This window comes from Kocuria sp. U4B (genome assembly GCF_054875615.1).
The window spans coordinates 1,606,782-1,631,030 of the sequence record NZ_CM142180.1; the positions used below are offsets into that span (position 1 = coordinate 1,606,782).

General features: G+C 74.3%; 24 protein-coding genes. 12 read left to right on the forward strand and 12 right to left on the reverse strand.

Annotated features, from left to right (window positions below; translation table 11 throughout):
• Window positions 1–230 precede the first annotated feature (230 nt).
• From ACYSMR_RS07635 to ACYSMR_RS07650, 4 genes are all read left to right on the forward strand, one after another.
• The gene (locus tag ACYSMR_RS07635) at window positions 231–470 is read left to right on the forward strand and encodes a hypothetical protein (RefSeq protein ID WP_309126654.1); all 240 of its coding nucleotides are present in this window, start codon (window positions 231–233) and stop codon (window positions 468–470) included.
• 43 nt (window positions 471–513) lie between these two features.
• Window positions 514–765 carry a hypothetical protein gene (locus tag ACYSMR_RS07640; RefSeq protein WP_461747843.1) on the forward strand — a complete coding sequence of 84 codons (252 nt, stop codon included), beginning with the start codon at window positions 514–516 and terminating at the stop codon, window positions 763–765.
• Between the two features lie 505 nt (window positions 766–1,270).
• The gene (locus ACYSMR_RS07645; protein ID WP_461747844.1) at window positions 1,271–1,885 is read left to right on the forward strand and encodes a GAF and ANTAR domain-containing protein; all 615 of its coding nucleotides are present in this window, start codon (window positions 1,271–1,273) and stop codon (window positions 1,883–1,885) included.
• A gap of 134 nt (window positions 1,886–2,019) precedes the next feature.
• Entirely contained in the window at window positions 2,020–2,313 is a 294-nt protein-coding gene (locus ACYSMR_RS07650; RefSeq protein WP_309126084.1) for a hypothetical protein, read from the forward strand.
• A 181-nt stretch (window positions 2,314–2,494) separates the two neighbouring features.
• On the opposite strand, the gene ACYSMR_RS07655 is transcribed toward ACYSMR_RS07650, so the two are convergent.
• From ACYSMR_RS07655 to ACYSMR_RS07675, 5 genes are all read right to left on the reverse strand, one after another.
• Complete coding sequence (locus tag ACYSMR_RS07655) at window positions 2,495–4,264, reverse strand: ABC transporter permease subunit (RefSeq protein ID WP_461747845.1); 1,770 nt, start codon at window positions 4,262–4,264, stop codon at window positions 2,495–2,497.
• Window positions 4,261–5,808 carry an ABC transporter substrate-binding protein gene (locus tag ACYSMR_RS07660; protein ID WP_461747846.1) on the reverse strand — a complete coding sequence of 516 codons (1,548 nt, stop codon included), beginning with the start codon at window positions 5,806–5,808 and terminating at the stop codon, window positions 4,261–4,263. Before ACYSMR_RS07660 ends, ACYSMR_RS07655 begins: the two co-directional genes overlap by 4 nt.
• 132 nt (window positions 5,809–5,940) lie before the next feature.
• On the reverse strand, window positions 5,941–6,714 hold the full coding sequence (locus ACYSMR_RS07665) for an ABC transporter ATP-binding protein (protein WP_461747847.1): 774 nt from the start codon (window positions 6,712–6,714) through the stop codon (window positions 5,941–5,943).
• Entirely contained in the window at window positions 6,711–7,511 is an 801-nt protein-coding gene (locus ACYSMR_RS07670) for an ATP-binding cassette domain-containing protein (protein WP_461747848.1), read from the reverse strand. The genes ACYSMR_RS07665 and ACYSMR_RS07670 overlap by 4 nt, the downstream gene beginning before the upstream one ends.
• Before the next feature lie 262 nt (window positions 7,512–7,773).
• The gene (locus ACYSMR_RS07675; RefSeq protein ID WP_461747849.1) at window positions 7,774–8,952 is read right to left on the reverse strand and encodes a PP2C family protein-serine/threonine phosphatase; all 1,179 of its coding nucleotides are present in this window, start codon (window positions 8,950–8,952) and stop codon (window positions 7,774–7,776) included.
• Between the two features lie 209 nt (window positions 8,953–9,161).
• Here ACYSMR_RS07675 and ACYSMR_RS07680 point away from each other — a divergent pair, with 209 nt between their 5' ends.
• From ACYSMR_RS07680 to ACYSMR_RS07690, 3 genes are all read left to right on the forward strand, one after another.
• Window positions 9,162–9,356, forward strand: a complete 195-nt coding sequence (locus tag ACYSMR_RS07680; RefSeq protein ID WP_251332705.1) for a hypothetical protein — start codon at window positions 9,162–9,164, stop codon at window positions 9,354–9,356.
• A gap of 97 nt (window positions 9,357–9,453) precedes the next feature.
• Window positions 9,454–10,686, forward strand: a complete 1,233-nt coding sequence (locus tag ACYSMR_RS07685) for an FAD-dependent oxidoreductase (RefSeq protein ID WP_461747850.1) — start codon at window positions 9,454–9,456, stop codon at window positions 10,684–10,686.
• Window positions 10,673–11,134: an SRPBCC family protein gene (locus ACYSMR_RS07690; protein WP_461747851.1), complete on the forward strand. Its 462-nt coding sequence runs from the start codon at window positions 10,673–10,675 to the stop codon at window positions 11,132–11,134. The genes ACYSMR_RS07685 and ACYSMR_RS07690 overlap by 14 nt, the downstream gene beginning before the upstream one ends.
• A 55-nt stretch (window positions 11,135–11,189) precedes the next feature.
• Here ACYSMR_RS07690 and ACYSMR_RS07695 read toward each other — a convergent pair whose 3' ends face one another.
• Entirely contained in the window at window positions 11,190–12,065 is an 876-nt protein-coding gene (locus ACYSMR_RS07695) for a helix-turn-helix domain-containing protein (RefSeq protein WP_309126542.1), read from the reverse strand.
• Window positions 12,066–12,399: 334 nt separating this feature from the next.
• The gene (locus ACYSMR_RS07700) at window positions 12,400–13,083 is read right to left on the reverse strand and encodes a histidine phosphatase family protein (protein ID WP_251332709.1); all 684 of its coding nucleotides are present in this window, start codon (window positions 13,081–13,083) and stop codon (window positions 12,400–12,402) included.
• A 76-nt stretch (window positions 13,084–13,159) separates the two neighbouring features.
• Here ACYSMR_RS07700 and ACYSMR_RS07705 point away from each other — a divergent pair, with 76 nt between their 5' ends.
• Entirely contained in the window at window positions 13,160–13,915 is a 756-nt protein-coding gene (locus ACYSMR_RS07705) for a DeoR/GlpR family DNA-binding transcription regulator (protein ID WP_461747852.1), read from the forward strand.
• Between the two features lie 57 nt (window positions 13,916–13,972).
• On the opposite strand, the gene ACYSMR_RS07710 is transcribed toward ACYSMR_RS07705, so the two are convergent.
• Entirely contained in the window at window positions 13,973–14,632 is a 660-nt protein-coding gene (locus ACYSMR_RS07710) for a GntR family transcriptional regulator (RefSeq protein WP_251332711.1), read from the reverse strand.
• 351 nt (window positions 14,633–14,983) lie between these two features.
• The gene (locus ACYSMR_RS07715; RefSeq protein WP_309125271.1) at window positions 14,984–16,321 is read right to left on the reverse strand and encodes an MFS transporter; all 1,338 of its coding nucleotides are present in this window, start codon (window positions 16,319–16,321) and stop codon (window positions 14,984–14,986) included.
• 374 nt (window positions 16,322–16,695) lie between these two features.
• On the opposite strand from ACYSMR_RS07715, the gene ACYSMR_RS07720 reads away from it, so the two are divergent.
• Complete coding sequence (locus ACYSMR_RS07720) at window positions 16,696–17,559, forward strand: transketolase (RefSeq protein WP_461747853.1); 864 nt, start codon at window positions 16,696–16,698, stop codon at window positions 17,557–17,559.
• Window positions 17,556–18,590, forward strand: a complete 1,035-nt coding sequence (locus ACYSMR_RS07725) for a transketolase family protein (RefSeq protein WP_461747854.1) — start codon at window positions 17,556–17,558, stop codon at window positions 18,588–18,590. Before ACYSMR_RS07720 ends, ACYSMR_RS07725 begins: the two co-directional genes overlap by 4 nt.
• A gap of 238 nt (window positions 18,591–18,828) precedes the next feature.
• On the opposite strand, the gene ACYSMR_RS07730 is transcribed toward ACYSMR_RS07725, so the two are convergent.
• A complete protein-coding gene (locus ACYSMR_RS07730; RefSeq protein WP_251332715.1) occupies window positions 18,829–19,602 on the reverse strand; it encodes an SDR family NAD(P)-dependent oxidoreductase in 774 nt (257 codons plus the stop codon).
• 283 nt (window positions 19,603–19,885) lie between these two features.
• On the opposite strand from ACYSMR_RS07730, the gene ACYSMR_RS07735 reads away from it, so the two are divergent.
• Both ACYSMR_RS07735 and ACYSMR_RS07740 read left to right on the forward strand, forming a co-directional pair.
• A complete protein-coding gene (locus ACYSMR_RS07735) occupies window positions 19,886–20,683 on the forward strand; it encodes an IclR family transcriptional regulator (RefSeq protein ID WP_461747855.1) in 798 nt (265 codons plus the stop codon).
• 169 nt (window positions 20,684–20,852) lie between these two features.
• Window positions 20,853–21,842, forward strand: coding sequence for a 2-hydroxyacid dehydrogenase (locus ACYSMR_RS07740; RefSeq protein ID WP_309125268.1), 990 nt, complete (start codon window positions 20,853–20,855; stop codon window positions 21,840–21,842).
• A gap of 366 nt (window positions 21,843–22,208) precedes the next feature.
• On the opposite strand, the gene ACYSMR_RS07745 is transcribed toward ACYSMR_RS07740, so the two are convergent.
• Together ACYSMR_RS07745 and ald are read right to left on the reverse strand one after the other, a co-directional pair.
• Window positions 22,209–22,697, reverse strand: a complete 489-nt coding sequence (locus tag ACYSMR_RS07745) for an FBP domain-containing protein (protein WP_251332717.1) — start codon at window positions 22,695–22,697, stop codon at window positions 22,209–22,211.
• A 448-nt stretch (window positions 22,698–23,145) separates the two neighbouring features.
• Window positions 23,146–24,240, reverse strand: a complete 1,095-nt coding sequence (gene ald, locus ACYSMR_RS07750) for an alanine dehydrogenase (protein ID WP_461747856.1) — start codon at window positions 24,238–24,240, stop codon at window positions 23,146–23,148.
• Between the last annotated feature and the right edge of the window lie 9 nt (window positions 24,241–24,249).

Below are 24,249 nucleotides of genomic sequence, written 5' to 3' on the forward strand. Positions count from 1 at the left end.
CCCTTCCGCGTGGCGCCGCTCCACGGCCCCGGAGCTTCCGGGCCGGGCCGCGTCCGTGGCCGGTGGTCCGGGGAGAGCAGGGATGGTCCCCGCAGCGCACGATCACGGCCCTGCGGTGGCGGGCTCCCCCGCCACCGGCTGACGATGGAGGGGTCGGGGGCGTCGCGCACGGGCCCGGGACAGCGTCGTCCGGCGCCCGTGCGCGACGGCGAGGTCACGAGGAGGAGCCCGTGGACGAGGACGCCAGCGGCAGCCGTCAGGCACGCCGGGTCCAGCAGGCGCTGGCCGCGGCCGGGGTCGAGACGGTCCAGCTGTGGTGGGAGTACGTCGGCCTCGGCGGGGAGGCCACCGCGATCGACGTGGAGGCCTATCTGCGCCGCCGCGTGCGGCTGCCGCGGGAGCAGCGTGAGCTGCTGGTCCTGGCTGCCGCCGGGCTCCTCGGTCCCGGGCCCCGCGCCGCCGCGGGATGACGCCGGGCAGCGGTGGCACCGCAACGACTGCAGCCCGCTGCTGATGGGCCCGGTCCTGGAACGGGCCACCGCGCGGGACGCCTCCGGGGGCCCGGCCGCCCGCCGCCAGTACTGGTGGTGGGTCGACACCGCCCGTGCGGGCCGCTTCTACGCCCGCGGCAGCATCGGGCAGTTCGTCCACGTCGACCCCGCCGGGGTCGTCGTCCGCCTGGGCCCGGAGTCCGGCCGGGGGGACTGGCCGGCGATCCTCCGCGACGTCGCCGACCAGGTCGAGCGCCTGCCCGCAGGAGGATGAGCGTGCTCCTCGCGGCGGCGGGTGTGCTGTGCACCACTGCCCTGACGGTCATGCCGTGTGGGCCAACGTCGAGATCACCGGCTCCCGCCCGGTGGAACCTCTTCCACGCCGTGCGCACCGCGCTGACGGCCCTGGCCCCGGTCTGCCCGCTCACCCCCGTGATGCCGACCGCCCCGCACGGGCGCGCGGACCCCGGGGCGGGCGCGGTCAGGACGGTGCATGAAGGTCCGGGACCGTGACGTCGGGCTCCGGTGCGGTTACCTCCTGGTACAGTTCTGCCGCCGGTGTGCCTCCACACCGGTCTCGGGCGCGGCGAGGGGGTCCGCGCAGGACACAGAACGGTGGTTGGACCCATGGCGGATCTGACGGTGATCAACGCACGCGCCCTGGAACTGGAGGAGCTGCTGCGGAGCTCGACGGATCTGACCGACTTCCTCCAGCAGTTCGTGGCCGGCACGGCCGCCGCCCTCGCCGAGGGGCCGAGGACCTGTGGTGCTCGATCACCGTGCTGCGCGGGAGCACCGCGGCCACGGTGGCCACCAGCCACGAACGCGCCGCGGCCCTGGACGAGGTCCAGTACGCCTTCGACGGCGGCCCGTGCCTGACGGCCGCGGAGGAGCAGCGGCTGGTGCTGCTGGCCGACAGCCGCAGCGACGACCGGTGGCCGCCCTACGCCCGGGCCGCGGCCGGCACCGGGATCCGCTCCGTGCTGGCCGCCCCTTTCGACCTCGACGGGGAGGCCAGGGCCGCCCTGAACGTCTACTCCGAGTCCCTCCGCCAGTTCGACCCCACGACCGTCGCGGCGATCGAGCGCGAGGTCGCCCTGGCCTCCCGCGCGATGCGGCTGGCCGTGCGCCTGGCCCGTCACCACGACACCGAGGCCGACATGGGCGCGGCCATGCAGTCGCGGAGCACCATCGACCTGGCGGTGGGCATCGTCATGGGCCGGCAGGGCTGCACGCACGACGAAGCGGTGGAGCTGCTCAAGTCCCTCTCCAACCGGCGCAACATCAAGCTGCGGGAGCTGGCCGCCGAGCTGGTGACCCGCGCCAACAACGGGCCGGTGACCGCCCACTTCAACCCCTCCACCCCGCCGGCCACCGGCGGGGCCGTGGCGTGACCCGATCCGGCCCCGTGCTGGGCGCCCACTCCGCCAGGGCACCCCGGGCGCTGAGCGCGGAGGAGATGCTCTAGGCTGGCAGACGCGTCGGGTAGTCGGCCACGACCTTGTCGTAGCCACCGAAAGAAGCTGCTGTGCATCCTGCCCCCGACCACACCGCCCAGGAGCCGGCCTGCGGTCGGCGCAGCCCGACCCGTCGCACGGATCCTCCCGTCCTGGTCCCGGCCACGCTGCTGGCCCCGGACCAGGACTTCCCCGACGACCTGGAGCACCTGCCTCTGGAGCAGGTGCAGCTGCTGCACAGCCGCCTCACCCGTCAGCTCGAGCACGAGCACCTCTCCCCGGCCGGGCCCCACCCCGTGACCATGGAACGGCACCGGGACCTGAGCGTCGAACTGGACTACCGGGAGTGCACCGGCCGCCCCTGACCCTTCCACGAGCCCGGACCCGGCCGGGGCGCCGATACCGTCCAGGGGAGCGCCCCTGGAGAAGAAGGGCGGCAACCGCCGGAGCTCCTCCGCGGCCCGTGCCTCCCGGCGAGGTGCCCTGACACCGCAGCACCTCCGTGGACAGGGTCTCCAGGGGCTTCTCGGGACGGTCCCGAGGGGATCACCGAGAACTCGCCGGCGTCGCCGGGACCGGACCCTGCGGCAGGCCGGGACGAGGTGCGCTCTCGACGCTGGAGAGGGAGACGGCGAGGACGGCGGCGAGCACCAGGGCGGAGGCCGGGCCGAGCACGGTCCAGGGGGCGCGTTCGACGTAGCCGATGCCCTCGGCCAGCAGCAGCCCCCACTCGGGGGTGGGGGGCTGGTGTCCGAGCCCGAGGAAGCCCAGGGCGGCCAGGGCCAGGGCGATGCCGGGCAGGCGCAGGATCGCGTGGCGGCTCACCTCCGGCAGCAGGGAGGGCAGGACGGTGCCGAGCAGGACCCGTGCCCGGCCCACGCCCAGCAGCGGCAGCACCCGGACGTAGGGGCGGCCGCTGATCTCGGCGGCCAGGGCGGCGGTGTGGGCGGCCAGCGGGGCCCAGCTCACCGCGGTCACGGCGAGCGCGGCTCCCGCTCCGGAGGGCCCGGCGACGGCCACCACGAGGATGCCGGCGACGATCGGGGGCGCGGCGTTGGTGACCTCGACCGGGCCGGTGGACCAGCGTCCGGTCAGCCCCACGGCCAGGCCGATGACCAGGCAGGCGGCGGCCACCAGCAGGGCCAGCCCCAGGGTGTCCACCGCGCCGTGGCCGACCCGGGCCAGGACGTCGCGCCCGGCGGCGTCGGCCCCCAGGGGCAGGGCGGGCGACGGGGCCTGGAGCCGGTCGTGGGCGGAGCTGTAGGGATCGCGGAGGAGCCCGGTGAGGACCAGGGCCGCCAGGGCGGCGGCGGAGGCCGCCGGGACCGCCCACCACCGGGGGCGCGGCACCACAGGCGGGCGGGGCACGGGCAGGTGTCCGGTCCGGGCGGCGGGTCCGAGCAGGACCCGCTGGGCGGTCACCGCCAGCGCCCCACAGACCGTGGCCAGCACGAGCAGGACCAGGGTTCCGGCCTGCAGGGTGGGCAGGTCCTGGGCCGCGGCGGCCCCCAGCAGGGACCGGCCCAGGCCCGGGACGGCGAAGACCTCCTCCACGGCCACCGCACCGCCGGTGAGGCCGATGACGACCAGCCCGATCTGTCCCACCACCCCGGGCAGGGCCCGGCGGGTGACCGCGGCGGCGATCCGGGTCCGGGGGTGGCCGGCCACGGCCCAGGTCTGCACCCAGGGCTCGGTGAAGGCCCCGGCCAGGGCGGTCCCGGCCAGCCGCCCGATCAGCCCGCCTGCCGGGATCCCCAGGGCCAGGGCGGGCAGGACCACGTGCTCGGGTCCGCGCCACCCGTACGGGGGCAGCCACCCCAGTCCCACCGCCACGACCACCAGCAGCACGGCGGCCAGCAGGAACTCCGGCAGGGCCGTCAGTGCCGCCGCCGCCGTGCCCGCGCCCCGGGCGGGCCGCCCGTCCAGCCCGGCCCGCACCGCGGGCAGGCACAGCAGGGCGGCGAGCACGAGGGCGACCACCAGGGCGGCCCCCATCAGGGTCATCGACACCCCCAGGGCCTGCACCACCCCGGGCAGCACCGGGTGCCCGGAGATCCACGAGGTTCCGAGGTCTCCGGCGAGGATCCCGGAGGCCCAGTCGGTGAACACGCCCAGGGGGCCGCGGTCCAGGCCGAGCTCGGCACGGATCTGGGCGAGGACCTCCGGGGTGGGCTCCCGGTCGGCGTAGCGGGCGCGCAGGATCGTGTACTCGGGGCTGTTGCCCGACAACCACGGCAGCGCCCCGATGAGCACCACCACCGCGGCCAGCGACGCGGTGCGCGAGATCAGGGCCGCGGCCCAACCCCGTCCCCTCATCCGGCCACGGTGGTCTCGGCGGTGACCAGCTCGCGTTCGCGCGGATCACGGGCGGCACCGGCCACGCCGCTCTGCTCGCCCTGGATCACACGCTCGTGCAGCAACGGGATCGCGGCGTCCTCGGCCAGGATCGCCGCCTCTGCCTCCATGATGGCCGCGCGCCGCTCCTCCCCGGGGGTGGCCTTCTCGGCCCGGTCCAGGGCCGCGTCGACGGCCTCGGAGCAGAACTGGGAGAGGTTGAAGGAGCCCTCGCAGCCGAAGTCGCTGACCAGGTAGGCCACCGGGTCCCCGGAGTCCAGCACGGTGGCCCGGGAGAGGACGAACGCGTCGAACTCGCCCTCGAGGGCGTCGGCCTCGATGTACTGGTACTCGCGCACGTCCAGGTCGACCTCGAAGCCGGCGGCCTCCAGCTGCTGCTGCAGCTGGACCGCGACCTCCGGCAGTTCGGCGCGGTCGGTGAACGTGCCGATGGTGATCTTCCTGCCCTGGGGGTCCTCGGGCTGGGCCCGGTCCGCCAGGGCGGTGCGGTAGGCGCCGGTGTCCCGGCCGGCCGCCGCGTAGGGGATGGCCGGGCCCAGCAGGCCGGCAGCCTCATCGGCCCGGCCCTCGTAGACCCCCTCGACGACCGCCCCGGGGTCCAGGGCCTCCCGGGCGGCCGCCCGGATCGCGGGGTCGGCGAACGGGCCCTGCTCGGTGTTGAGGTAGACGGTGTTGGTGCGCGGCATGGGCACCTCCTGCAGGAGGTCCTGCTCGATCCGGGCGGCCTGGCCGACGGGCACGGCCTCGACGACGTCGGCCTCCCCGGTCCGCAGGGCCGCGGCCCGGGCCGTCCCGTCGGGCACGAAGGACACGTCGATGCCCGCCGCCGCGGCCGGACCGTTCCAGTGGTCCTCGTAGCGGTCGAGGGTGGCCCCGGAGGTGCCGTCCACGCCGGTGAGCTCGAAGGGCCCGGTGCCGTGACCGACCGGGTCCACCGCGGTGCCCTCGTAGGCGGCCGGGGCCAGGATCGCCAGCTGAGGACTGGACAGCCGCTGCGGGACCAGCGGGTCGGTCTCGGCAGTGGTCACCCGCACCGTGTCGCCCTCGGCGTCCACCTCCATCTGCACCCCGTCGAGGATCCGCGGGGCCGGGGACGCGCTCGCGGCGTGCTGCAGGGCGGCCGCGGCGTTGTCGGCCGTCAGCGCGGTGCCGTCGTGGAAGGTCACCCCGTCGCGGATGGTGAAGGACCACGTGGTGCCGTCGAGCTGCTGCCAGTCGGTGGCCAGCTGCGGCTGGGCCTCACCGGCCTCGTCGAGGCGCACCAGCGTCTCGGCGGTGGACCACCGGGAGAGCTTGAACGCGTCGTCGCTGAGCGGGGACAGCCCGGAGCGGGGCGGCTGGAGCATGGCCACCTCGATCCGCCCCCCGGTGCCGCCGTCTCCGCCGGCGGCACCGGGGTCCGCGGAGAAGCATCCGGTGAGCAGCACGGCGCTGGCGCCGGCCACACCGGCCGCGCCGAGGCGGCGGGCGGAGCGGGAACGGGACGGAGGCGGGCGGAGGATCATCGAGGGGTCCTTTCGGAGGAAGATGGTGCGGACAACGGACCGGCGAGGGCACCCAGGGCACCGGCCGGGAACGCGACCACGGCGTGGACGCCGTGGTCGGCCACCGGCTGGGCGCCCGGTGGTGTGCGGGCCTCAGGCGGGCAGGCGCGGAACAGCATCCACCAGCTCCCGGGTCAGCCGGTGACGAGGAGCGTCGAGGAGCCGGCCGGTGGGCCCCTCCTCGACCACCCGTCCGTGGTCCAGCACCAGCGCCCGGTCGCACAGGAACCGGATCGCGGCCAGGTCGTGGGAGACGAACAGCAGGCCCAGCCCCGCCTCGGTGTGCAGCCCCCGCAGCAGCTGCAGCACTTGCCGGCGCAGGGGCACGTCGAGCCCGCTCACCGCCTCGTCGGCCAGCAGGATCCGGGGCCGGATCACCAGGGCGCGGGCGATGGCCACCCGCTGGGCCTGCCCCCCGGACAGCTCGTGGGGGCGCCGGTCCAGGTGCTCGGCGCCCAGCCCCACCCGCTCCAGCGCCTCCCGGACCATGCGGGCATGGTCGCCGTCCACGCGGAACCGCCGCAGCGGCTCCCGCAGCTGCCGGCCCACGGACCGGCGGGGGTCGAGGCTGGAGGCCGGATCCTGCGGGACGTACTGCACCGCCCGGCGCAGCCGGCGGATCCGCTGCCGACCGGCCGCGGGCGCGCCGTCGAACAGCACACGGCCCCGGTCCGGGCGCTGCGCTCCGAGGAGCACGGACAGCAGCGTGGACTTCCCGGACCCGGACGGGCCCACCACCCCCAGGGCCGTCCCCTCACGGACGCTCACGTCCACGTCGACCAGCGCCGAGGCGGTTCCCGAGGGGCCGCGGTACGACTTGCCCAGTCCCACACCGCGGAGGGTGACCGGCTCGGGCGGCGGGGTCACGAGGCCACTCCCACCGGTGCCGCAGCAGGCGGCTGACCGGCCTGGGCGGCGGCCACCAGAGCGGCGGTGAACGGCGCCTGCGGGGAAGCGAGGATCCGGTCCATGGGCCCGGACTCCACCACCCGTCCGCGCTCGAGGACCACGGCGTGCTCGCACAGGCCGGCCGCGACGGCCAGATCATGGGTGATGAACAGCAAGGAGCTGCGCCCCTCCCCCGTGCACCGGCGCAGCGCGTCGACCACGTGGCGCTGGCTGATCATGTCCAGGGCCGTCGTCGGCTCGTCGGCCACCAGCAGCCCCGGGGAGGCCGCCATGGCCCACGCCAGGCACACCCGCTGGCGCTGACCACCGGACAGCTGCGCGGACCGGCTGTCCAGGATCCGCTCCGGGTCCTCGAAGCCCACCTCGGCCAGCAGCCCCTGCACGAGGTCTCTGGCGTTGCCGGCGGTGAGCCCCCGCCGGCGGGCGATCGGGGGCAGCAGCTGCCGGTCCAGGCGGACCACCGGGTTCAGGGCGGTCGTCGAGTCCTGGAAGACCGCCGCCACCCCGGGACGCCGTCCCGGCGCCTGGCGCCACGGCAGCTCGTGGCCGTCCACGCGCACGGTGCCCTCCACCTGGAACTGCGGGCCCAGCAGCCCCAGCAGGGCCAGGGCGGTCAGCGACTTGCCCGACCCCGAGGCCCCGAGCAGAGCCGTCCGCCGGCCGGGCTCCACCCGGAAGCTCACGTCCTGCAGCACAGGCGTTCCGCCCACGGTGACACCCAGATCCACCACGTCCCACCGGGCCCGAGCGCGCACGGACTCTCCCTCGTCAGAGTTTCATCAGCAGGCTCCCATGCTAATGAGTATCATTCGCATTAAACAAATGGGCGTGCCCTTCGGGGCGCGCCGGCTTCCGGGAACCGCCCACCACTGCCGCGCCCAGCGTCCGAGGCAGGCGACGACCCCCTGCCGCCTCTGCGCAGGATCACCGGGGCCGTGGTGGCGCCGGCCGGATGGAGGACCGCCCTCGGCCACCGGCACTGCGGGACGGTGCCTGCGTGCGGTGGACGGGTCCGGCTCAGGGCCGGCGGTGCAGCGCCACGACCGTGACGTCGTCCTCCAGGCCGCGCTCGAGCGCGAACGCGGTGGCACGGTCGACGAACTCCTGCGGGTCGGCGGTGTCGGCCATCAGCTGCGCGGCCGCCCGGATCGCCACGGTGTCGTCGGAGAAGTAGTCCAGGAAGCCGTCGGAGACCACCACCAGGGTCTCGCCCGGGGCCAGGACGTCGTCGTGGGCCTCCCAGCGCAGGCCGGGCAGGACCCCGATGGGCGGGCCGGAGTAGCGCAGGCGCCGGTAGCCACCGTCGGGCCGGTAGATCGCCCCGAGCCCGTGGCCCGCATCGACGCAGCGCAGGCCCCCGGTGCCCGGGTCCAGGCGCACGCAGATCGCGGTGACGAACGCCCCGGCCTCCTCCAGCACCGGCGCGATCGTGGCCGCGGCCTCGTCGACCGCCTCGGGCAGGCCGAGGAACCCGGACGCTCCGCGCAGGGCGGTGCGGGCCGAGGAGGCCAGCAGGGCCGCCGGCACTCCCTTGCCCATCACGTCGGCGACGTTGACCTGCAGCTGGTCACCGAGCGGGAACCAGTCGTAGAAGTCCCCGCCCAGATCCCGGGTGGGCGTGCAGCGGCCCGCCAGCTCGTAGCCGTCCAGCCGGGGGGTGGACTGCGGCATGATCAGGCGATGGACCTGGGCCGCGCGGTCCATCTCGTCCTGGGCGGCGAGCTCGCGCTCGACCCACCCGGCCATCTCGGCCAGCAGGCGACGCTCCCGCGCGTCCAGCTCCCTGGGACGGTCATCGACCAGGCACAGCGAGCCCACCGGCTCCCCGCCGGGGGCGTGCAGCGGGTGCCCGGCGTAGAAGCGCACCGGGTCCGGCCCGGCGATGAAGGCGCTGCCGGCGAACCGCGCCTCGACCACCGCGTCGGGCACAATCAGCGGGGCGTCTTGATCGACGGTGCGGGCGCACAGCGAGTCGGTGCGGGCGGCGTGGACCAGCCCGTCCAGCCCGGTCTCGGCCTTGGTGAACTGCCGGTCGGCGTCGATGAGGTTCACCGCGGCGGCCTTCACCCCGAAGACCTGCTGGGCGATGCGCACCACCCGGTCGTAGCGCTCCTCCTTGGGGGTGTCGAGGACGTTCAGCGCGTGCAGGGCGCGCACCCGGGCTGCCTCCTCGGGGGTCCCAGCATCCACTGTCATGGCCCCTACGCTACCGGCCCCCGCGAGCACGGAGCCGGCACCGCACTCCCGGAGACCCTCGACGGGGCCTGCCCGGAGGCCGGGACCTGCCTCCGGTTCGGCGCCGGCCAGGAGCCGAGCACGTCGTCGAACTGCACAGGCTGGGCGAAGGGCATCCCGCGACCTGCCCCGGCCAGGATCTCGACGCGGCCGTCGGGGAGGTAACCGGCATGCGCGGCACGCTCCTGTGGGGCCACTCGCTGCACGACCCGTCGATCGGGATGGTGGTGCTCGGGCCCGTCCTCGCGGTCGCGGGACCGGCGCCACGCTCCGAGCAGCACCAGGACGGATGGGCGGTCCAGGCGGAGGCGCCGCTGCGGTCCCGGCAGCACGGCCGGGGCCTGCGCCTCATCGCAGGCCCGTGAGCGGGGCACGGCCGCCGGAACGCACGCCCCCCTTCCGCAACGACGCGGACCTGTCCAGAATCGTGAGAAGAACAACCGCGTGACGTAGGACCTGACCGTGAGAGCCATCATCTGCGGCGCCGGCATCGCCGGTCTCAGCTGCGCCCTGCAGCTCCACCGTCAGGGCTGGGCGGTCACGGTGGTGGAGAGCGCCGCCGGACCCCGCGCCGAGGGCTACATGCTCGACTTCTTCGGTCCCGGGTACGCGGCCGCGGAGGCGATGGGGATCCTGCCGCGACTGCGCGAGCTGAGCCACCCCATCTCCGAGCTGGTCTACGTCGACGACCACGGCCGGCGTCGAGCCGGCGCCGGCTACGCCCGCTTCGCCCGCGCGCTGGACGGCCGGCTGATGAGCCTCATGCGCCCCGACCTCGAGCTCGCCCTGCGCGAGCAGGTCGCCGGCAGCGTCGACCTGCGCTTCGGGTGCACGGTGGACCGGATCGACGACGGGCCCGGCTCGGTCCGCGGGGTCCTGGACGACGGGACCGTCCTCGAGGCGGACCTGCTGGTGGGCGCCGACGGCATCCACTCCCGAGCCCGATCACTGGTCTTCGGCCCGGAGGAGCAGTACATCCGCCTCCTCGGGCTGCACACCGCGGCCTTCACGTTCACCGATCCGCACCTGCCCGCTCTGCTCGGGGACCGCCTGCACCTCACCGACACCGTCGATCGGATGATGGGCCTCTACGCACTGCGCGACGGCCGGACCGCCGTCTTCACGGTGCACCGCACCCCGGAGGCGGCCAGGCCCGACGATGCCCGTGCGGCGCTGCGGACCGCGTTCGCGGGCCTCGGCTGGCTGGTGCCCACAGCGCTCGACCGCTGCCCGCCCTCCGGCGGGATGTACTACGACGTCGTCGCCCAGGTGGAGGTCCCCCGGTGGAGCGCCGGCCATGTCGTGCTGGCAGGGGACGCCTGTCAGGCCGTGTCGCTCGTCGCCGGCCAGGGCGCCTCGCTCGCGGTGGCCGGCGCGTCCGTGCTCGCCGCCCAGCTCGCGTCGGCGCCCACGGTGCCGGACGGGCTGTCCGCCTACGAACGGCGCTGGAGGCCTGTCGTCGCCGAACGACAACGAGCCGGACGATCCGGGGTCGAGTGGTTCCTCCCGTCGAGCAGCGCGACGCTGCGGAAGCGGCACGCGGCCCTCCGCCTCCTCGCGCTGCCCGGGTTGAACCGTGCGCTGGCGGGTTCGCTGCTCGGGCGCACCCGCGTGCCGGCAGCCGGCCCGGGACCCGACCCGATGGACGCCGTGAACGGGGCCGAGGCCCTACGATGGCGCCGTGGCACGAACTGACACCGCCTCCCGGGTGGTCGCCGCCTCCCCGGACCAGGTCTACGCCGCCCTGGTCGACCCGGACGCGCTCGCGGCATGGTTGCCCCCGGAGGGGATGAGCGGTCGTTTCGAACGGTTCGACGCCCGGCCGGGAGGGTCCTACCGCATGGTCCTCACCTATGCCGGCACCCCGGCCGTTCCCGGCAAGGCCACCGCCGACTCCGACGTCGTGGACGTGCGCTTCGTCGACATCGTCCCCGGCGTGCGCATCGTGCAGGCCGTGGACTTCGTCTCCGACGACCCCGCCTACGCCGGCACCATGACCATGACGTGGGAGGTCGCCGAGGTCGACGGCGGCACCCGCGTGGACATCCGTGCCGACGACGTTCCCGCGGGGATCTCCGCGGACGCCCACGCGGCCGGTCTCGCCTCGTCCCTGGCGAACCTGGCCCGCCACCTGGAGCCGTGAACCCGCCGCCGGAGCGGCCCCGTCGTCCCCGGCAGGGCCGCGGCCAGGGGCGCGGTCAGGAGCGGGGAACGGCGGCGGGGCGGTCGGCGGCCCAGGAGGCCAGCAGCCGCAGCCGCTCGGCCGAGGGCGAGCCGGGCTCGGCGGTGTAGATCATGAGCACGTGCCCGGGCTCGGCGGTGACGGCCAGCTCCTCGTAGGCCAGGACCAGCTCCCCCACCACCGGGTGGTGGAAGCGCTTGGTGCCGGCCCCGTGGGTCCGCACGTCGTGCGCCCCCCACAGGGTGCGGAAGACCTCGCTGCGGGTGGACAGCTCCCCCACCAGCTCCTGCAGCCGGTGATCGTGCGGGTCCCGGCCGGCCTCGGCGCGCATGATCGCCACGCACATCCCCGCGAAGGCCTCCCAGTCGGGGTAGAAGTCCCGGGAGGCCGGATCCAGGAACTGGAACCGGGCCAGGTTCGGGGTGCGCCCGCCCGCCCCGATCAGCGGGGCGTAGAAGGCCCGCCCCAGGGCGTTGACGGCCAGCAGGTCCTGGCGCGCATCGCGCACGAAGGCCACCGCCTCGGTGCTCGCCTCCAGCGCCCACTGCAGGGAGGGCCGGGCCGTCACCGGCCTGACGGCCCGCCGCCGGGGCCGTCCCGAGGCGGGCACACCGTCGGCGGCCCGGGCCAGGTCGAACAGGTGGGCCCGCTCGGTGTCGTCGAGGCCCAGGGCGGCGGCGATCGCCTCGAGCACCGAGGCGCTGGCCCCGGCGACCTGCCCGCGCTCGAGCTTGGCGTAGTACTCCACGCTCACCCCGGCCAGGGCAGCGACCTCGCTCCGGCGCAGCCCCGGCACCCGCCGGGTGCCCCCGGCCGGCAGTCCGGCGGCCTCGGGGGTGAGCTTGGCCCGGCGTGACATGAGGAACTCGCGGACCTCGGTGCGGTTGTCCATCCCGCCAGGATAGATCTGCTCCGCCACGCCAGGGACACCCTGCCGGTACACCACTCAGCAGGGACTCCCTGCCGGCCATGAGGGCTGACCGGGGAGCATGCCCGCCCGGTGCACACCGGGGTGGCCGTCTGCGCCCTCACCTCGCCCCACCTCTCCTCCGCTGCCGCCCCTCCGCCGACGGAGCATCGACCACCGCACCAGGAGGAGCGCCCCCTGGCCGGGGTCGTCATGCACCTCCTCGGCGACGTCCGTGCCGGTGACCGGCAGGACCCGGCCACCGTCGAGCCGCCCGACGGTGACCGGGGCCCGCGGCGGCGGGAGCTGCGGCGGGGGCTCAGGCGAGCGGTGCGCCGGCGGGCCCGGCCGGGGCGTGGGCGCCGATGCCGCTGGGGGGTGCGCCCATCCAGGTGCGGCACGTCCAGGGGCGTGCGCCCTGGGGGGTGGCCTGGAGGACCACCACGCCGGTGTTCTCCAGCGGGCGCCGTTCCAGGGTGGCGGCGTCGAGGTTGTCCGCCCGCCGGGCGCTCCAGCAGCGGATGGCCGTGCCGTGGCCGACCACCGCCACGGTGTCCTGCCCGGCCGCCCGGGCGGCGCGCACGGCCTCGTCGACGACGGCGTCGTAGCGGGCGAAGAACTCCTCGCCGGTCTCCCCGCCGGGCATCGGCCGCTGCAGCTGCCCGTGGGCCCAGGAGAGCACGACGTCGTAGTAGGCGTCGAGGTGGGCGGGGTCCCCGGAGAGCTCCCAGTGCGGGGCCTGGATCTCGTGGAGGCCGTGGCGCTCGACCGGGCTCAGCCCGTGCGCCCGGGCCAGGGGCGCGGCGGTCTGGTGGGTGCGGAGCATGCTCGAGACCCACAGCGCCCCGAGGTCCTCCCCGGCCAGGACCTGCGCCAGGGCCTCCGGCAGCGCCGCCGCCTGCCGGGTTCCCAGGGCGGTCAGCGGGGGCCCGGGGATCCGGGTGTCGATCACCTCGTCGGCGTTGGGCTGGGTCTGGCCGTGGCGGATGAGCAGCAGTCGCATGGTTCCCATCCTACGGAAGTTGATCGATCAGTCGAGCGAATGTGATCGAACGATCACATGGGCATAGACTGCGCGCATGGGAACACTGGAACGGCGGGAAGGCATCCTGCGCCTGCTCGAGACCGCCGAGAACGTCAGCGTGGCCGAGCTCGTGGACAGGCTGGGAGCCTCGGAAGCGACCGTGCGCCGGGACCTGGTGCAGCTGGACAAGGAGGGCGTCCTGCGGCGCACGCACGGCGGCGCCCGCCGGCTGTCCCTGCGCGGTGTCACCACGCCGTTCGCCGCTCGCACCTCGGTCAACCCCGAGGCCAAGCGGCGCATCGCCGCTGCCGCCGCCGCGCTGCTGGCTCCCAGCGAGAGCGTCGTGCTCGACGGAGGCACCACCTGCCTGGAGGTGGCGCGCCACCTCCAGGACCCCAGCCTGCGCGTGGTGCCGCTGTCCCTGCGGGCCGCGACCGTCCTCGGTGACGCCGGCGTCCCGATCACCGTGTGCGGCGGGGACATCCGCCCCGACGAGCTCTCCGCCACCGGGGCCCAGGCGCTCAACAGCATCACGACCATGCGCTTCGACACCGCCGTGATCTCCTGCTGCGGGTTCTCGTTCCCCGAGGGCGTGACCTCCTACGACGCCGAGGACGCGGCGATCAAGACCGCCGCCATCCGGTACTCCGGCCGCGTGGTCCTGCTGTGCGACGAGACGAAGTGGGGCAGGACCACCTTCGGGTGGGTCGCCGACGCCGACGCCCTCACGACCGTCATCACCGACCACGTGCTCTCCCCCGACGAGCAGGCCCGCGCGGCCGAGCTCGGCCTCGAGGTCATCACGGTCTAGGCAGCACGGCCACGCCGGCGCTCCCGACGGGCGGGGCCCTCGGGCCCCGGCGGACGCTCAGGTGACGAGGTTGGCGGCGGCCTCGTCCATGTGGGAGAGCATGTAGTCCGCGGCCGCGGCCGCGTCGCCGGCGGCGATGACGTCGACGATGGTGGTGTGCCGGTCCACGCGCATGTTCCCGACGGCCCGTTCCATGCCGGCCCACATGAACGACATCCGGATCGATCCCTCCAGGGACTGCCACGAGTGCAGGAGCATGGCGTTGCCGGTGAGCTGGCACAGGGTGCGGTGGAAGTTCAGGTCGGCCTCGATCCGCTCCTCCATCGTGTGCTCGACGGCCTCCTCCATGGCCCGCACCGCCTCCCGCAGGGTGGCCACGGCCGCGTCGCGGTTCTCCGCCTGGCTCAGGGTCCGGACGGCCAGGGCCTCCAGGGCCGCGCGGACGGCGAAGATGTCCAGGATCTCCTTGGCGTCCAGGCTGCGCACGGACAGCCGGCCGCGGGCCCCGGCGGAGATGAGGCCTTCCTGCTGGAGCTGGCGCATGGCCTCGCGCAGGGTGCCGCGGCTGATCTGCAGCTGCTCGGACAGCTCCGTCTCCACCAGGTGGGTGCCGGGGGGCAGCTCTCCGGTGGTGATGGCACGACGCAGCGCCGTCAGGGCCTGCTGGCGCAGGTTCACCTTGGCCAGGCCCGCCAGGGCGGCTGTCTGAGTGGTCATCGGGGTCGTCCTTCGAGAGCGGGGGCGAGAGAGGTCTGTGGCCCTGTGGTCTGCGGTCACGGCGGGCCGGTGCCGTTCTCATGACGCGGCGCTTCCAGCGCGGCCCCGGTGCAGACCCCTGCGGGTTGCCGCGGCCGATCCGGCCATGCCTCGATCATACGTGCCGGTTAACCGTTGACGGAGGACGATCCGCTCAGCCGGACCGGAGGTCCCCGGTGCACGGATCCTGCGAGGCGCCTCGTCCGCCCGCCGGCGGACACGGGTGCGGCCCGGTCCCGCCTGGGGACCGGGCCGCACCCGCTGCTTCCCGGCCGCCGGCCCCGGGCTCCGGAGCCGGCGAGCGCGCGTCGCTCACGAACCGGCAGGCACGGGCTCCTGGACGGAGGCCTCCTCGGCGAGGCGTCGCTCCGCCGGCCCCCAGGTCTCACGGGTGAGCAGGGCGGCGAGCAGGCCGATCACCGCGTAGGCGGAGAACAGCAGGGCCGGGCCCGTCCAGCCGAGCTGGATGAAGAGCAGGGTGGTGATGAAGGGCGTGAACCCCGAGACCATCGCGGAGATCTGGTAGGCCAGCGACGCCCCCGAGGAGCGGGTGTTGGCCTGGAAGAGCTCGGGGAACCAGGCGCCCTGGGCCCCGGCCAGGGAGTTCTGGCACACCGCGTAGGCGATGACGATGGTGGCGATCACGGCCAGGAACGCGCCGGTGTTGGCCAGCAGGAACATCGGGATCCCGAAGGCGGCCGCGAAGGCGCAGGAGGCGATGTAGAGCGGGCGCCGGCCGATGCGGTCGGTCAGTCGCGCCCAGGCCATCGTGGCGAAGATGCCGATCGCGGAGGCCACGCACAGGGCGGTGAGGGTCTCGGTCTTGGTGGCCAGCTCGGCGGTGTGCAGGTAGGAGATCATGTAGGTCACCGACACGGCGTAGCCGGCCGTCTCGGCCACGCGCAGGCAGATGCCGCGCACGATGTTGCGCCAGTCGTCCCTGATCACCTGCACGATCGGGTTCTTCACGATGTCGCCGTGGTCCTTGACGTCGTCGAACACCGGGGACTCGGGCACCTTGGAGCGGATGATGAGCCCCACGACGACCAGCACGATGGAGGCCAGGAACGGGATGCGCCAGGCCAGGTCGCCCGCGAGGTTCGCGCTGGCGAGGAACACCAGGTTGGCCAGCAGCAGCCCGACGGGGAAGCCGGCCTGGACGATGCCGGTGTACTTGCCCTTGGACTTCCAGGGGGCGTGCTCGTAGCTCATCAGGATGGCCCCGCCCCACTCGGCCCCGAAGGCCAGGCCCTGGACGATGCGCACGACCACCAGCAGGATCGGGGCGATGATCCCGACCTGGGCGTAGGTGGGCAGCAGGCCGATGAGGAAGGTGGCCAGGCCCATGACGATCAGCGACGTCACCAGCACCGGCTTGCGGCCCACCTTGTCGCCGAGGTGCCCGCCGATGATCCCGCCCAGCGGGCGGGCGGCGAACCCCACGCCCAGGGTGGCGAAGGAGGCCAGCGTGGCGGTCACGGGGTCGGCCCCGGGGAAGAACGCCGGGCCGAAGTAGAGGGCGGCGGCGGTGCCGAAGCCGATGAAGTCGTAGGTCTCGATGACCGCGCCCACACCGGAACCGACGGCCACGCGCTTGGCGTCCTTGGTGCCGTGCACGTGGCCGCGCATCTGGAGAGCATCAGTGCTCATGATCAACCCTTCCGGTGTTGACTGTTAACAACAGGTGCGTCCAGTGTGAGTCACACCACAGTCACTGTCAACAGTCAGCAGTGAACCGGTGCACGGCGGAGGGACACGCTCCTCCGGCCCCTCCGCGAACCGAACCCCCTCTTGCCAGCGCCAACGTGACCTGCTTCACTGTTAACTGTCAACGTTGGAGGTTCCGGCGGACCGGAGGCCTTCAGCCGCGGGCTCGGCCCGTGAAATGCCCCGATCGACGCGAGCCGGCTCGGGGCGGGAGAGCCCTGGTGCGCACCGGCCGGCACAGCAGGTGCGCGGTCCTCGCACGGCCTCCCCGCCGCCCACCGTCCGCGCCACGACCCACATCACTCGAGGTGAAACCCATGCCAACAACCACCGAACCAGCTCCGGTCGAGACCGAGCGCCTGCAGCGGATCAAGGAGGCGGCCTTCCGGATCCGCACCAATGCGCTGATCCAGGCCGAGGTCCAGGGCCAGGGCTACATCGGCCAGGCCCTGGACATCGCCGACGTGCTGGCCGTGCTCTACGCCGACCAGCTCAACCTGCGCCCGGAGGAGCCGGAGTGGGAGGGCCGGGACCGGTGCCTGCTCTCCATCGGCCACTACGCCCTGGCGCTCTACGCGGCCCTGGCGGAGGCGAAGTTCCTCCCGCTGGAGGAGCTGGAGACCTACGCGACCGACGACTCCCGCCTGCCGATGTCGGCGATGGCCTCCTACACCCCGGGGGTGGAGATCTCCGGCGGGTCCCTGGGCCACGGCCTGGTGATCGCCAACGGAGTGGCCCTGGGCCTGAAGCGCAAGGACAACCCCGCGTTCGTCTACAACATCCTCTCCGACGGGGAGCTCAACGAGGGCTCCACCTGGGAGGCCGCCGCCGTGGCCGCCCACCACGAGCTGGACAACCTGATCGCGATCGTGGACTTCAACGACCAGCAGGCCGACGGCAAGAGCCAGGCGATGCTGGGCATGGAGCCCATCGAGGGCAAGTTCGAGTCCTTCGGCTGGATCACCCGCCGGGTCGACGGCAACGACGTCGCCGCCGTGCTCACCGCCCTGGAGGAGCTGCGCGCCCTCGAGGCGCCGCAGCCGCGGTGCCTGGTCGTGAACACCAAGCTCGGCAAGGGCGTCGACTTCCTGGAGAACCGCGAGAAGCTGCACTTCATGTCCGTCGCCGCCGACGAATGGAAGAAGGCCCACGACCGACTGAAGGAGTCGTCCCAGGCATGAACACCACCCAGAACACCAGCGCCGCCCCCAAGCAGAGGCTGACCTCCGACGCCATGAGCGCCTCCCTGGCCCGTGAGGGCCAGCGCACCACCGCGGCCCCGCTGGGTCACGCCCTGGTGGAGCTCGCGGCCCGCGACGAGCGGATCGTGGGCCTGTCAGCGGATCTGGCCAAGTACACCGACCTGCACATCCTGCGCGACGCCATGCCGGACCGCTTCTACCAGATCGGCATGGCCGAGCAGGCCCTGCTCGGGGCCGCCGCCGGCCTGGCCATGGAGGGCTTCGTCCCCTTCGCCTCCACCTACTCGGTCTTCGCCACCCGCCGGGCCTACGACTTCCTGTGCCTGGACATCGCCGAGGCCGACCTCAACGTCAACATGGTCTGCGCCCTGCCCGGGCTCACCACCGGCTACGGGCCCTCCCACCAGGCGACCGAGGACATCGCGATCCTGCGCGGGATGCCCAACCTCACCATCGTGGACCCGTGCGACGCGGTGGACATCGAACAGGCCGTCCCGCAGCTGGCCGCCCACGACGGGCCCACCTACACCCGCATCCTGCGCGGGAAGGTGCCCCGGGTGCTCGACGAGTACGACTACACGTTCGAACTGGGCAAGGCCAAGATGCTGCGGGACGGGGCGGAGGTGCTGCTGATCTCCACCGGGCTGATGACCGAACGCGCCCTCGAGGCCGCCAGGGCCCTGGAGGCCGACAAGGTCGACGTCGCGGTGCTCCACGTGCCCACCCTCAAGCCACTGGACGAGGACACCATCCTGCGGGAACTGGGCCGGGACCGCCTGGTGCTCACCTGCGAGAACCACACCGTGATCGGCGGGCTCTTCGACGCCGTCGCCCACGCGGCCGTGCGCGACGGCATCCTGCGCCAGATCACTCCCGTCGGGCTGCCCGACGCGTTCCTCGACGCCGGGGCCCTGCCCACCCTCAACGACCGCTACGGGGTCTCCACCACCAAGATCGTCGAGAGGATCAAGACCCTCCTCCACCCCCGCCGCACCGAACGCGCGGACTGATCGCGGACGCACCACAACACGGCTGTGGGCCGGACGGGGACCGCTCCGTCCGGCCCACAGCCGTGTGCGGCCGCTGCCGCTGCGCCCACGGCACGGGCACCAGCCTCCGCGAGGGAACGGGGCGGGGACGCGAGGAAATCGGGCGGGGAGATGCCGGGCCGGCGCCCCACCGGCACGACGGCGCCCGGGCCCCTCGGTCCTCCGAGGGGCCCGGGCGCCGTCGCACGGGCGGTGGATGTCAGTGCATGTGGCTGCCGCCGTTGATGTCCAGGGTCACACCCGTGAGGTAGGCGGCGTCCTCGGAGGCGAGGAAGGTGATCGACGCCGCGACCTCCTCGGTGGTCGCCGTGCGCCCCACGGGAACGCTCGCAGCAATGGCGGCCTCCTGCTCCGGGGTGCTGCCGACCCGGATGTTGGTGTCCACCGCACCCGGGGTGACGGCGTTGACGGTCACCCCCGTCGGGCCCAGCTCACGGGCCAGGGCCTTGGTGAAGCCCAGGACGGCCGCCTTCGCCGAGGAGTAGGGCACCTTCCCGAAGACCCCGCCGCCGCGCTGGGCGGAGACGGAGGACATGTTCACGATCCGGCCCCAGCCGTTCTCGATCATCTCGGGGAGGAAGGCCTTGGTGACCAGGTAGGTGCCGGTGGCGTTGACGTCCATGACCTTGTGCCACAGCTCCAGGGTGGTGTCCAGGAAGTCCACCGGGGAGGTGATGCCGGCGATGTTGACCACCGCCCCCACGGGGGGCAGGTCGCCCGCGGCGACCTCGGCGGCCACGGCGTCGTGGGCGGCGGTGACCGAGGCCTCGTCGGACACGTCGACCGCGTGTCCGAAGGCCGGCACACCGCACTCCTGCGCGATGCCCCGGGCGACCTGCGCGGACTTCTCACCGTCGAGGTCCAGGATCACGACCCCCCAGCCCTCGCGGGCGAAGCGGCGGGCGGTGGTGACGCCGATGCCCTTCTCGGAGGTGGCGCCGGTGATGACAGCGGTGCGTTGAGTGCTCGACATGATGCTCCTCGAATGGGTCAGGGATGAACGGGTCTCGGGCTGCGACACGGCCGGGAACCCCGGGAAGGGTTCGTCCTGGAGGGCGCTCCTGCCGTGCAGAGCAGCGCCCGCAGTGGTCGGCGCCATCGGCGTGGCCTCGACGTGCAGCGTCGGACTGTGTGCCATGTCACGCTATCGCAGTTGACTGTTGACAGTCAACGGTCACTCCGCGAGGATCTGTTCCGGGAAGTGACTCAGGACACAGCCGAGGAGAGCACGTGGTGGAGAGGGCGGGAAGGATCTGATGAGCGCCGTCAGCATCGACCCCGGGCGGGCAGGTCCCGACGCCTCGACGCTGTCCATGGCCGCGAAGGCGGCCCTCGTCCTGGCGGCCTTCTCCGGCGGGCCCGGGTCCGCGCGGTGCTCCGAGCTGGCCCACCGCACCGGCCTGTCGCTGTCATGCGTGCACCGCATCGTCAAGGAGCTGGTCGAGCAGGGCCTGCTGGAGCGGCGGGGCTACGAGGTGCTGCTGGGCCTGAAGATGTTCGAGCTCGGCGCGAGGACGCAGCGGCCCCACGAGGTGCGCCGGCTGGCCCTGACCACCATGGTGGACCTGCACCGGGCCACCGGCCGGCCCGTGCAGCTGAGCGTGCTGGAGGGACGCGAGGTCCTGGTCGTCGAGGCCCTGAGCGGTCCGAGCCGACGGCCGGGGGTCCCGCAGGCCGGGGACCGCCTGCCCGCCCACGCCACCGCGGCCGGCAAGGCGATGCTGGCCCGCTACCCCGCCGAGTGGCTGTCCCTCTACCTCAGGAGCCCCCTGGAGCGGGCGGGGCCGCGGACCATCACCTCCGGCGCCGCCCTGGACCGCGAGCTCGACGGCGTGCGGGCCCACGGCACCGCCTGGGACCTCCAGGAGTCCGGCCCAGGCCTCAGCGCGGTCGCCGCCGCCCTCCGCCGGGCCGACGGCCTGCCCGTGGGAGCCCTCAGCATCACCGGCCCCGCCGGGGCCCCGCCCACCCCCCGAGCCGCCACCGCCCTCCAGGCCGCCACCGAGGACCTCAACCGCCGGCTCCGCACCGACCCTCACCTGGTCTCCCCGTGACGGACGAAACCTGCAGGATCACCGCACCGGCAGAATGAGCGCGCACGGGCTTCCGCTTCCCGCCGTCGCCCGGTGGCCTTCCCCGGCCGGATCATCCGGGAGCGGACAGCCTCCCCGCCCGGCCTCCCACCCAGCCCCGGTCATGGCCGTGGGCGCGAAAGGACCGATCATGAGCGCACGTTTTCTGGTGACCACCCCCATCCCCGATCCTGGCCTGCCGCTGCTGGAGGAGGCCGGCACGGTCACCGTCCTGCCCGCACCCCCCGACCACGCCCGCCTGACGCAGCTGTGCGCCTCGGGGGACTACGACGTGGTCCTCACCCAGCTGCGGGACCGCGTCGACGCGGAGCTGCTGGCTGCGGCGAAGCTGCGGGGGGTGTCCAACTACGCGGTCGGGGTCAACAACATCGACGTCGCCGCCGCCACCGGCCGCGGCATCCTCGTCGGCAACACCCCCGGGGTCCTCACCGACGCCACCGCCGACGTGGCCCTGGCCCTGATCCTGGCCACGGCCCGCCGGGTCGTGGAGGCCGACCGCATGGTCCGCCAGGGCCGGTTCACCGGCTGGGAGCCTCAGCTGCTGCTGGGCCACGACGTCACCGGGGCGGTGCTGGGCCTGGCCGGCTTCGGGCGCATCGCCCGGGCCACCGCCCGCCGGGCCCTGGCCTTCGGCATGACCGTGCTCTTCGCCCCCCGGCCCCCGGCACACCGCGAGGTCACCGAAGAGGAGCTGGGCGAGTTCGCCGGGCGGGTCGCCCAGGTGTCCTGGGAGGACCTGGTGGCCCGCAGCGACTACCTCTCCCTGCACGTCCCGCTCACCGAGTCCACCCACCACCTCGTGGACACGGACGTGCTGGCCCGGATGAAGCCCTCGGCCGTCCTGATCAACACCGCCCGCGGCCCCGTCGTGGACGAGACCGCCCTGGTCACCGCCCTGCGGAACGGGACCATCGCCGCTGCCGGGCTGGACGTCTACGAGCACGAGCCCGCCCTGGCTGCGGGCCTGGCCGAGCTGGACAACACCGTGCTGCTGCCCCACATCGGCTCCGCCACGGTGCCCGTGCGCGCCGAGATGGCCCGGCTCGCGGCGCTGAACGCCATCGCCATCGCCGCAGGACGCACCCCACCCCACCTGGTCAACCCCGAGGCGCTCCGCTGACGGTCCTCCTCGCCCACCGGCTCACCCACCGCCCGGGGCAGCCCGCGGACGCGGCCGCTGAGCGCGGCCTGGGAGGACCTGGCGGCCTGCGGAGGCACGTGGCCGGGACGGGGCGGGGCGAGCCGGTGCTCCACGGCTTTGCCCGGCACTGGTGGGAGTGGCGGGAGGGGATCCCCGGTGGCGGCCACCCGTCCACGAACAGCCCGAGGCCGTGCCCGCGAGCTCCACGGTCCTCGACCTCCGGGCGGACGACGTCGGCGCCGCCGGGGACGTGCCGTCCGTTCCGCAGGAGGAGCAGCGCCGCCGCGCGGGAGCAGGGCCGGACAGGACGCAGGTGCGTGCTGCCCGGCCCCCCGGCGGGTGCGGTCAGCGGTCCACCGCCGCCATGAAGCCCCGGGGCCGTTCGCGCAGGCCGGCGATGCGGTCGGCGATGTGGGCGTCCATGTCGAAGCCCTTGTACGGGGAGGGCGGGCGCTTCCGGACGTTGGCCGAGCACTGGAAGCCCTCACAGATCAAGGTGCCCACGGTGGAGCCGTCCCGTCCGGCCGCGCCGGACCGGCGGGCCACGTACATGACCACGGGGTGGGGCAGGCGCACGTCCTGGCACCACGCGCACATCGCCTGCTTGCCCGGCCCCGCGGGCCCGGAGGTCTGCAGGACGATGCCCTTCGGCCCCTCCTCGGTGGGGACGACGGCGAATCCGCGCCGCGGGGACTGGGGATCGCGCCAGCCCAGGTAGTCCAGGCGGTCCCAGTCCACCTGATCCAGTTCAGGGGGCACGGGCAGGCGGGCGGCGTCCCGGCGGGAGCAGTTGATGAAGCTGGAGCGGATCTCTTGTTCGGTCAGCGGGTGCATGGGAAGTCCTTCGGGGGTGCAGAGGGACTCCCGCACGCGCGCAGCAGGGCGCCGGCCGGGGCCGGAACGGGCCCGGGGGGCAGGAGCACCCGGTGCGGCAGCGCGGGAGGGGATCAGGCGGTCGGGTCCGCGAAGCAGGATGGCCGGCACACGCCCAGGACGTGCCCAGGACGTGCCCGGGCGCTCCACGGAGCGCAGCGCTCCTGGAGCCGCCGAGGCGGCATCGGCCAGGAGTCCGGCGCGGGCACGCCTATCTCTGACCGGCGGAGAAGCCGCCGACGTCCTCCTGAGCGATCGAGGCGCTGCCTGACGACGGCCGGACAGGGTGGACCAGCGCTCGCGCCGCACTTCCCTGTTCGCCCATGCCACCACCCTAGAGGGGAAGCGGCAGGGCTGCCACCGCACCCGCCCGTCGGCGCGGCCTGCACGGCCCCGCGCTCCGGGCCCTTCAGCCCAGCTGCGCCGGCAGGTCCGGGAACGCGGCGGCCACCCCCGCGTGGCGGATCGTCCCGCCGGCCACGTTGAGCCCGGCCGCGAACTCCGGGTCGGCGCCCAGGGCCTGCTGCGGGCCCCGGGCGAGGCGGCGGAGGTAGGGCGTCGTGGCGTTGGCCAGCGCCCGGGTCGCGGTGCGGGGCACGGCACCGGGCATGTTGGCCACGCAGTAGTGGGTGATGCCGTCGACCTCGAACGTCGGGTCGTCGTAGGTCGTGGGACGCGAGGTCTCGAAGCACCCGCCCTGGTCGATCGCCACGTCCACGAGCAGGGCGTGGTCGTGCAGCATCCCCAGGTGCTCCCGGCGCACCAGCTTCGGCGCCGCCGACCCGGGGACCAGCACCGCGCCGATCACCACGTCCGCCCCGGCGATCTCGTCCTCGAGCACGTGCTCGTCGCTCATGAGCACCCGCGCGCGGTGACCGAGCAGGTCGGTCAGCTCCCGGATCCGCACGCCGTCGGCGTCCAGCACGGTCACGTCGGCCATGAGCCCCGTGGCCGCGAGCGCGGCCTGGGTGCCGACCGTGCCCCCGCCGACCACCACGACCTTCGCGGCGGCGACGCCGGGGACCCCGCCCATGAGGATGCCGGGTCCCCCGGCGTTGGACTGCAGGTGGTGGGCGGCGGACTGGGCGGCGAGCCGTCCCGCGATCTCGGACATCGGCCGCAGCAGGGGCAGGGTGCGCCCGGCCCGCACGGTCTCGAAGGCCACGGCGGTGGCACCCGAGGCCACGAGGGCCTCGGTCAGCGGGCGGTCGGCGGCCAGGTGCAGGTAGGCGAACAGCGTCAGGTCGGGGCGCAGGAACCCGTACTCGGCCTCGACCGGCTCCTTGACCTTGACCAGCAGCTCGGCCCGCGCCCACACGGCCTCCCGGTCGGTCACCTCCGCCCCGGCGGCGGCGTAGGCGTCGTCGTCGAACCCGGAGCCCAGCCCCGCGCCGGTCTCCACGAGCACCTCGTGGCCGTCGCGCACGAGCTGCGCGACCCCGGCGGGCAGCAGGCCCACGCGCTGTTCGGCCGGCTTGATCTCCCGGGGGACTGCGACGCGCATGGGACGGTC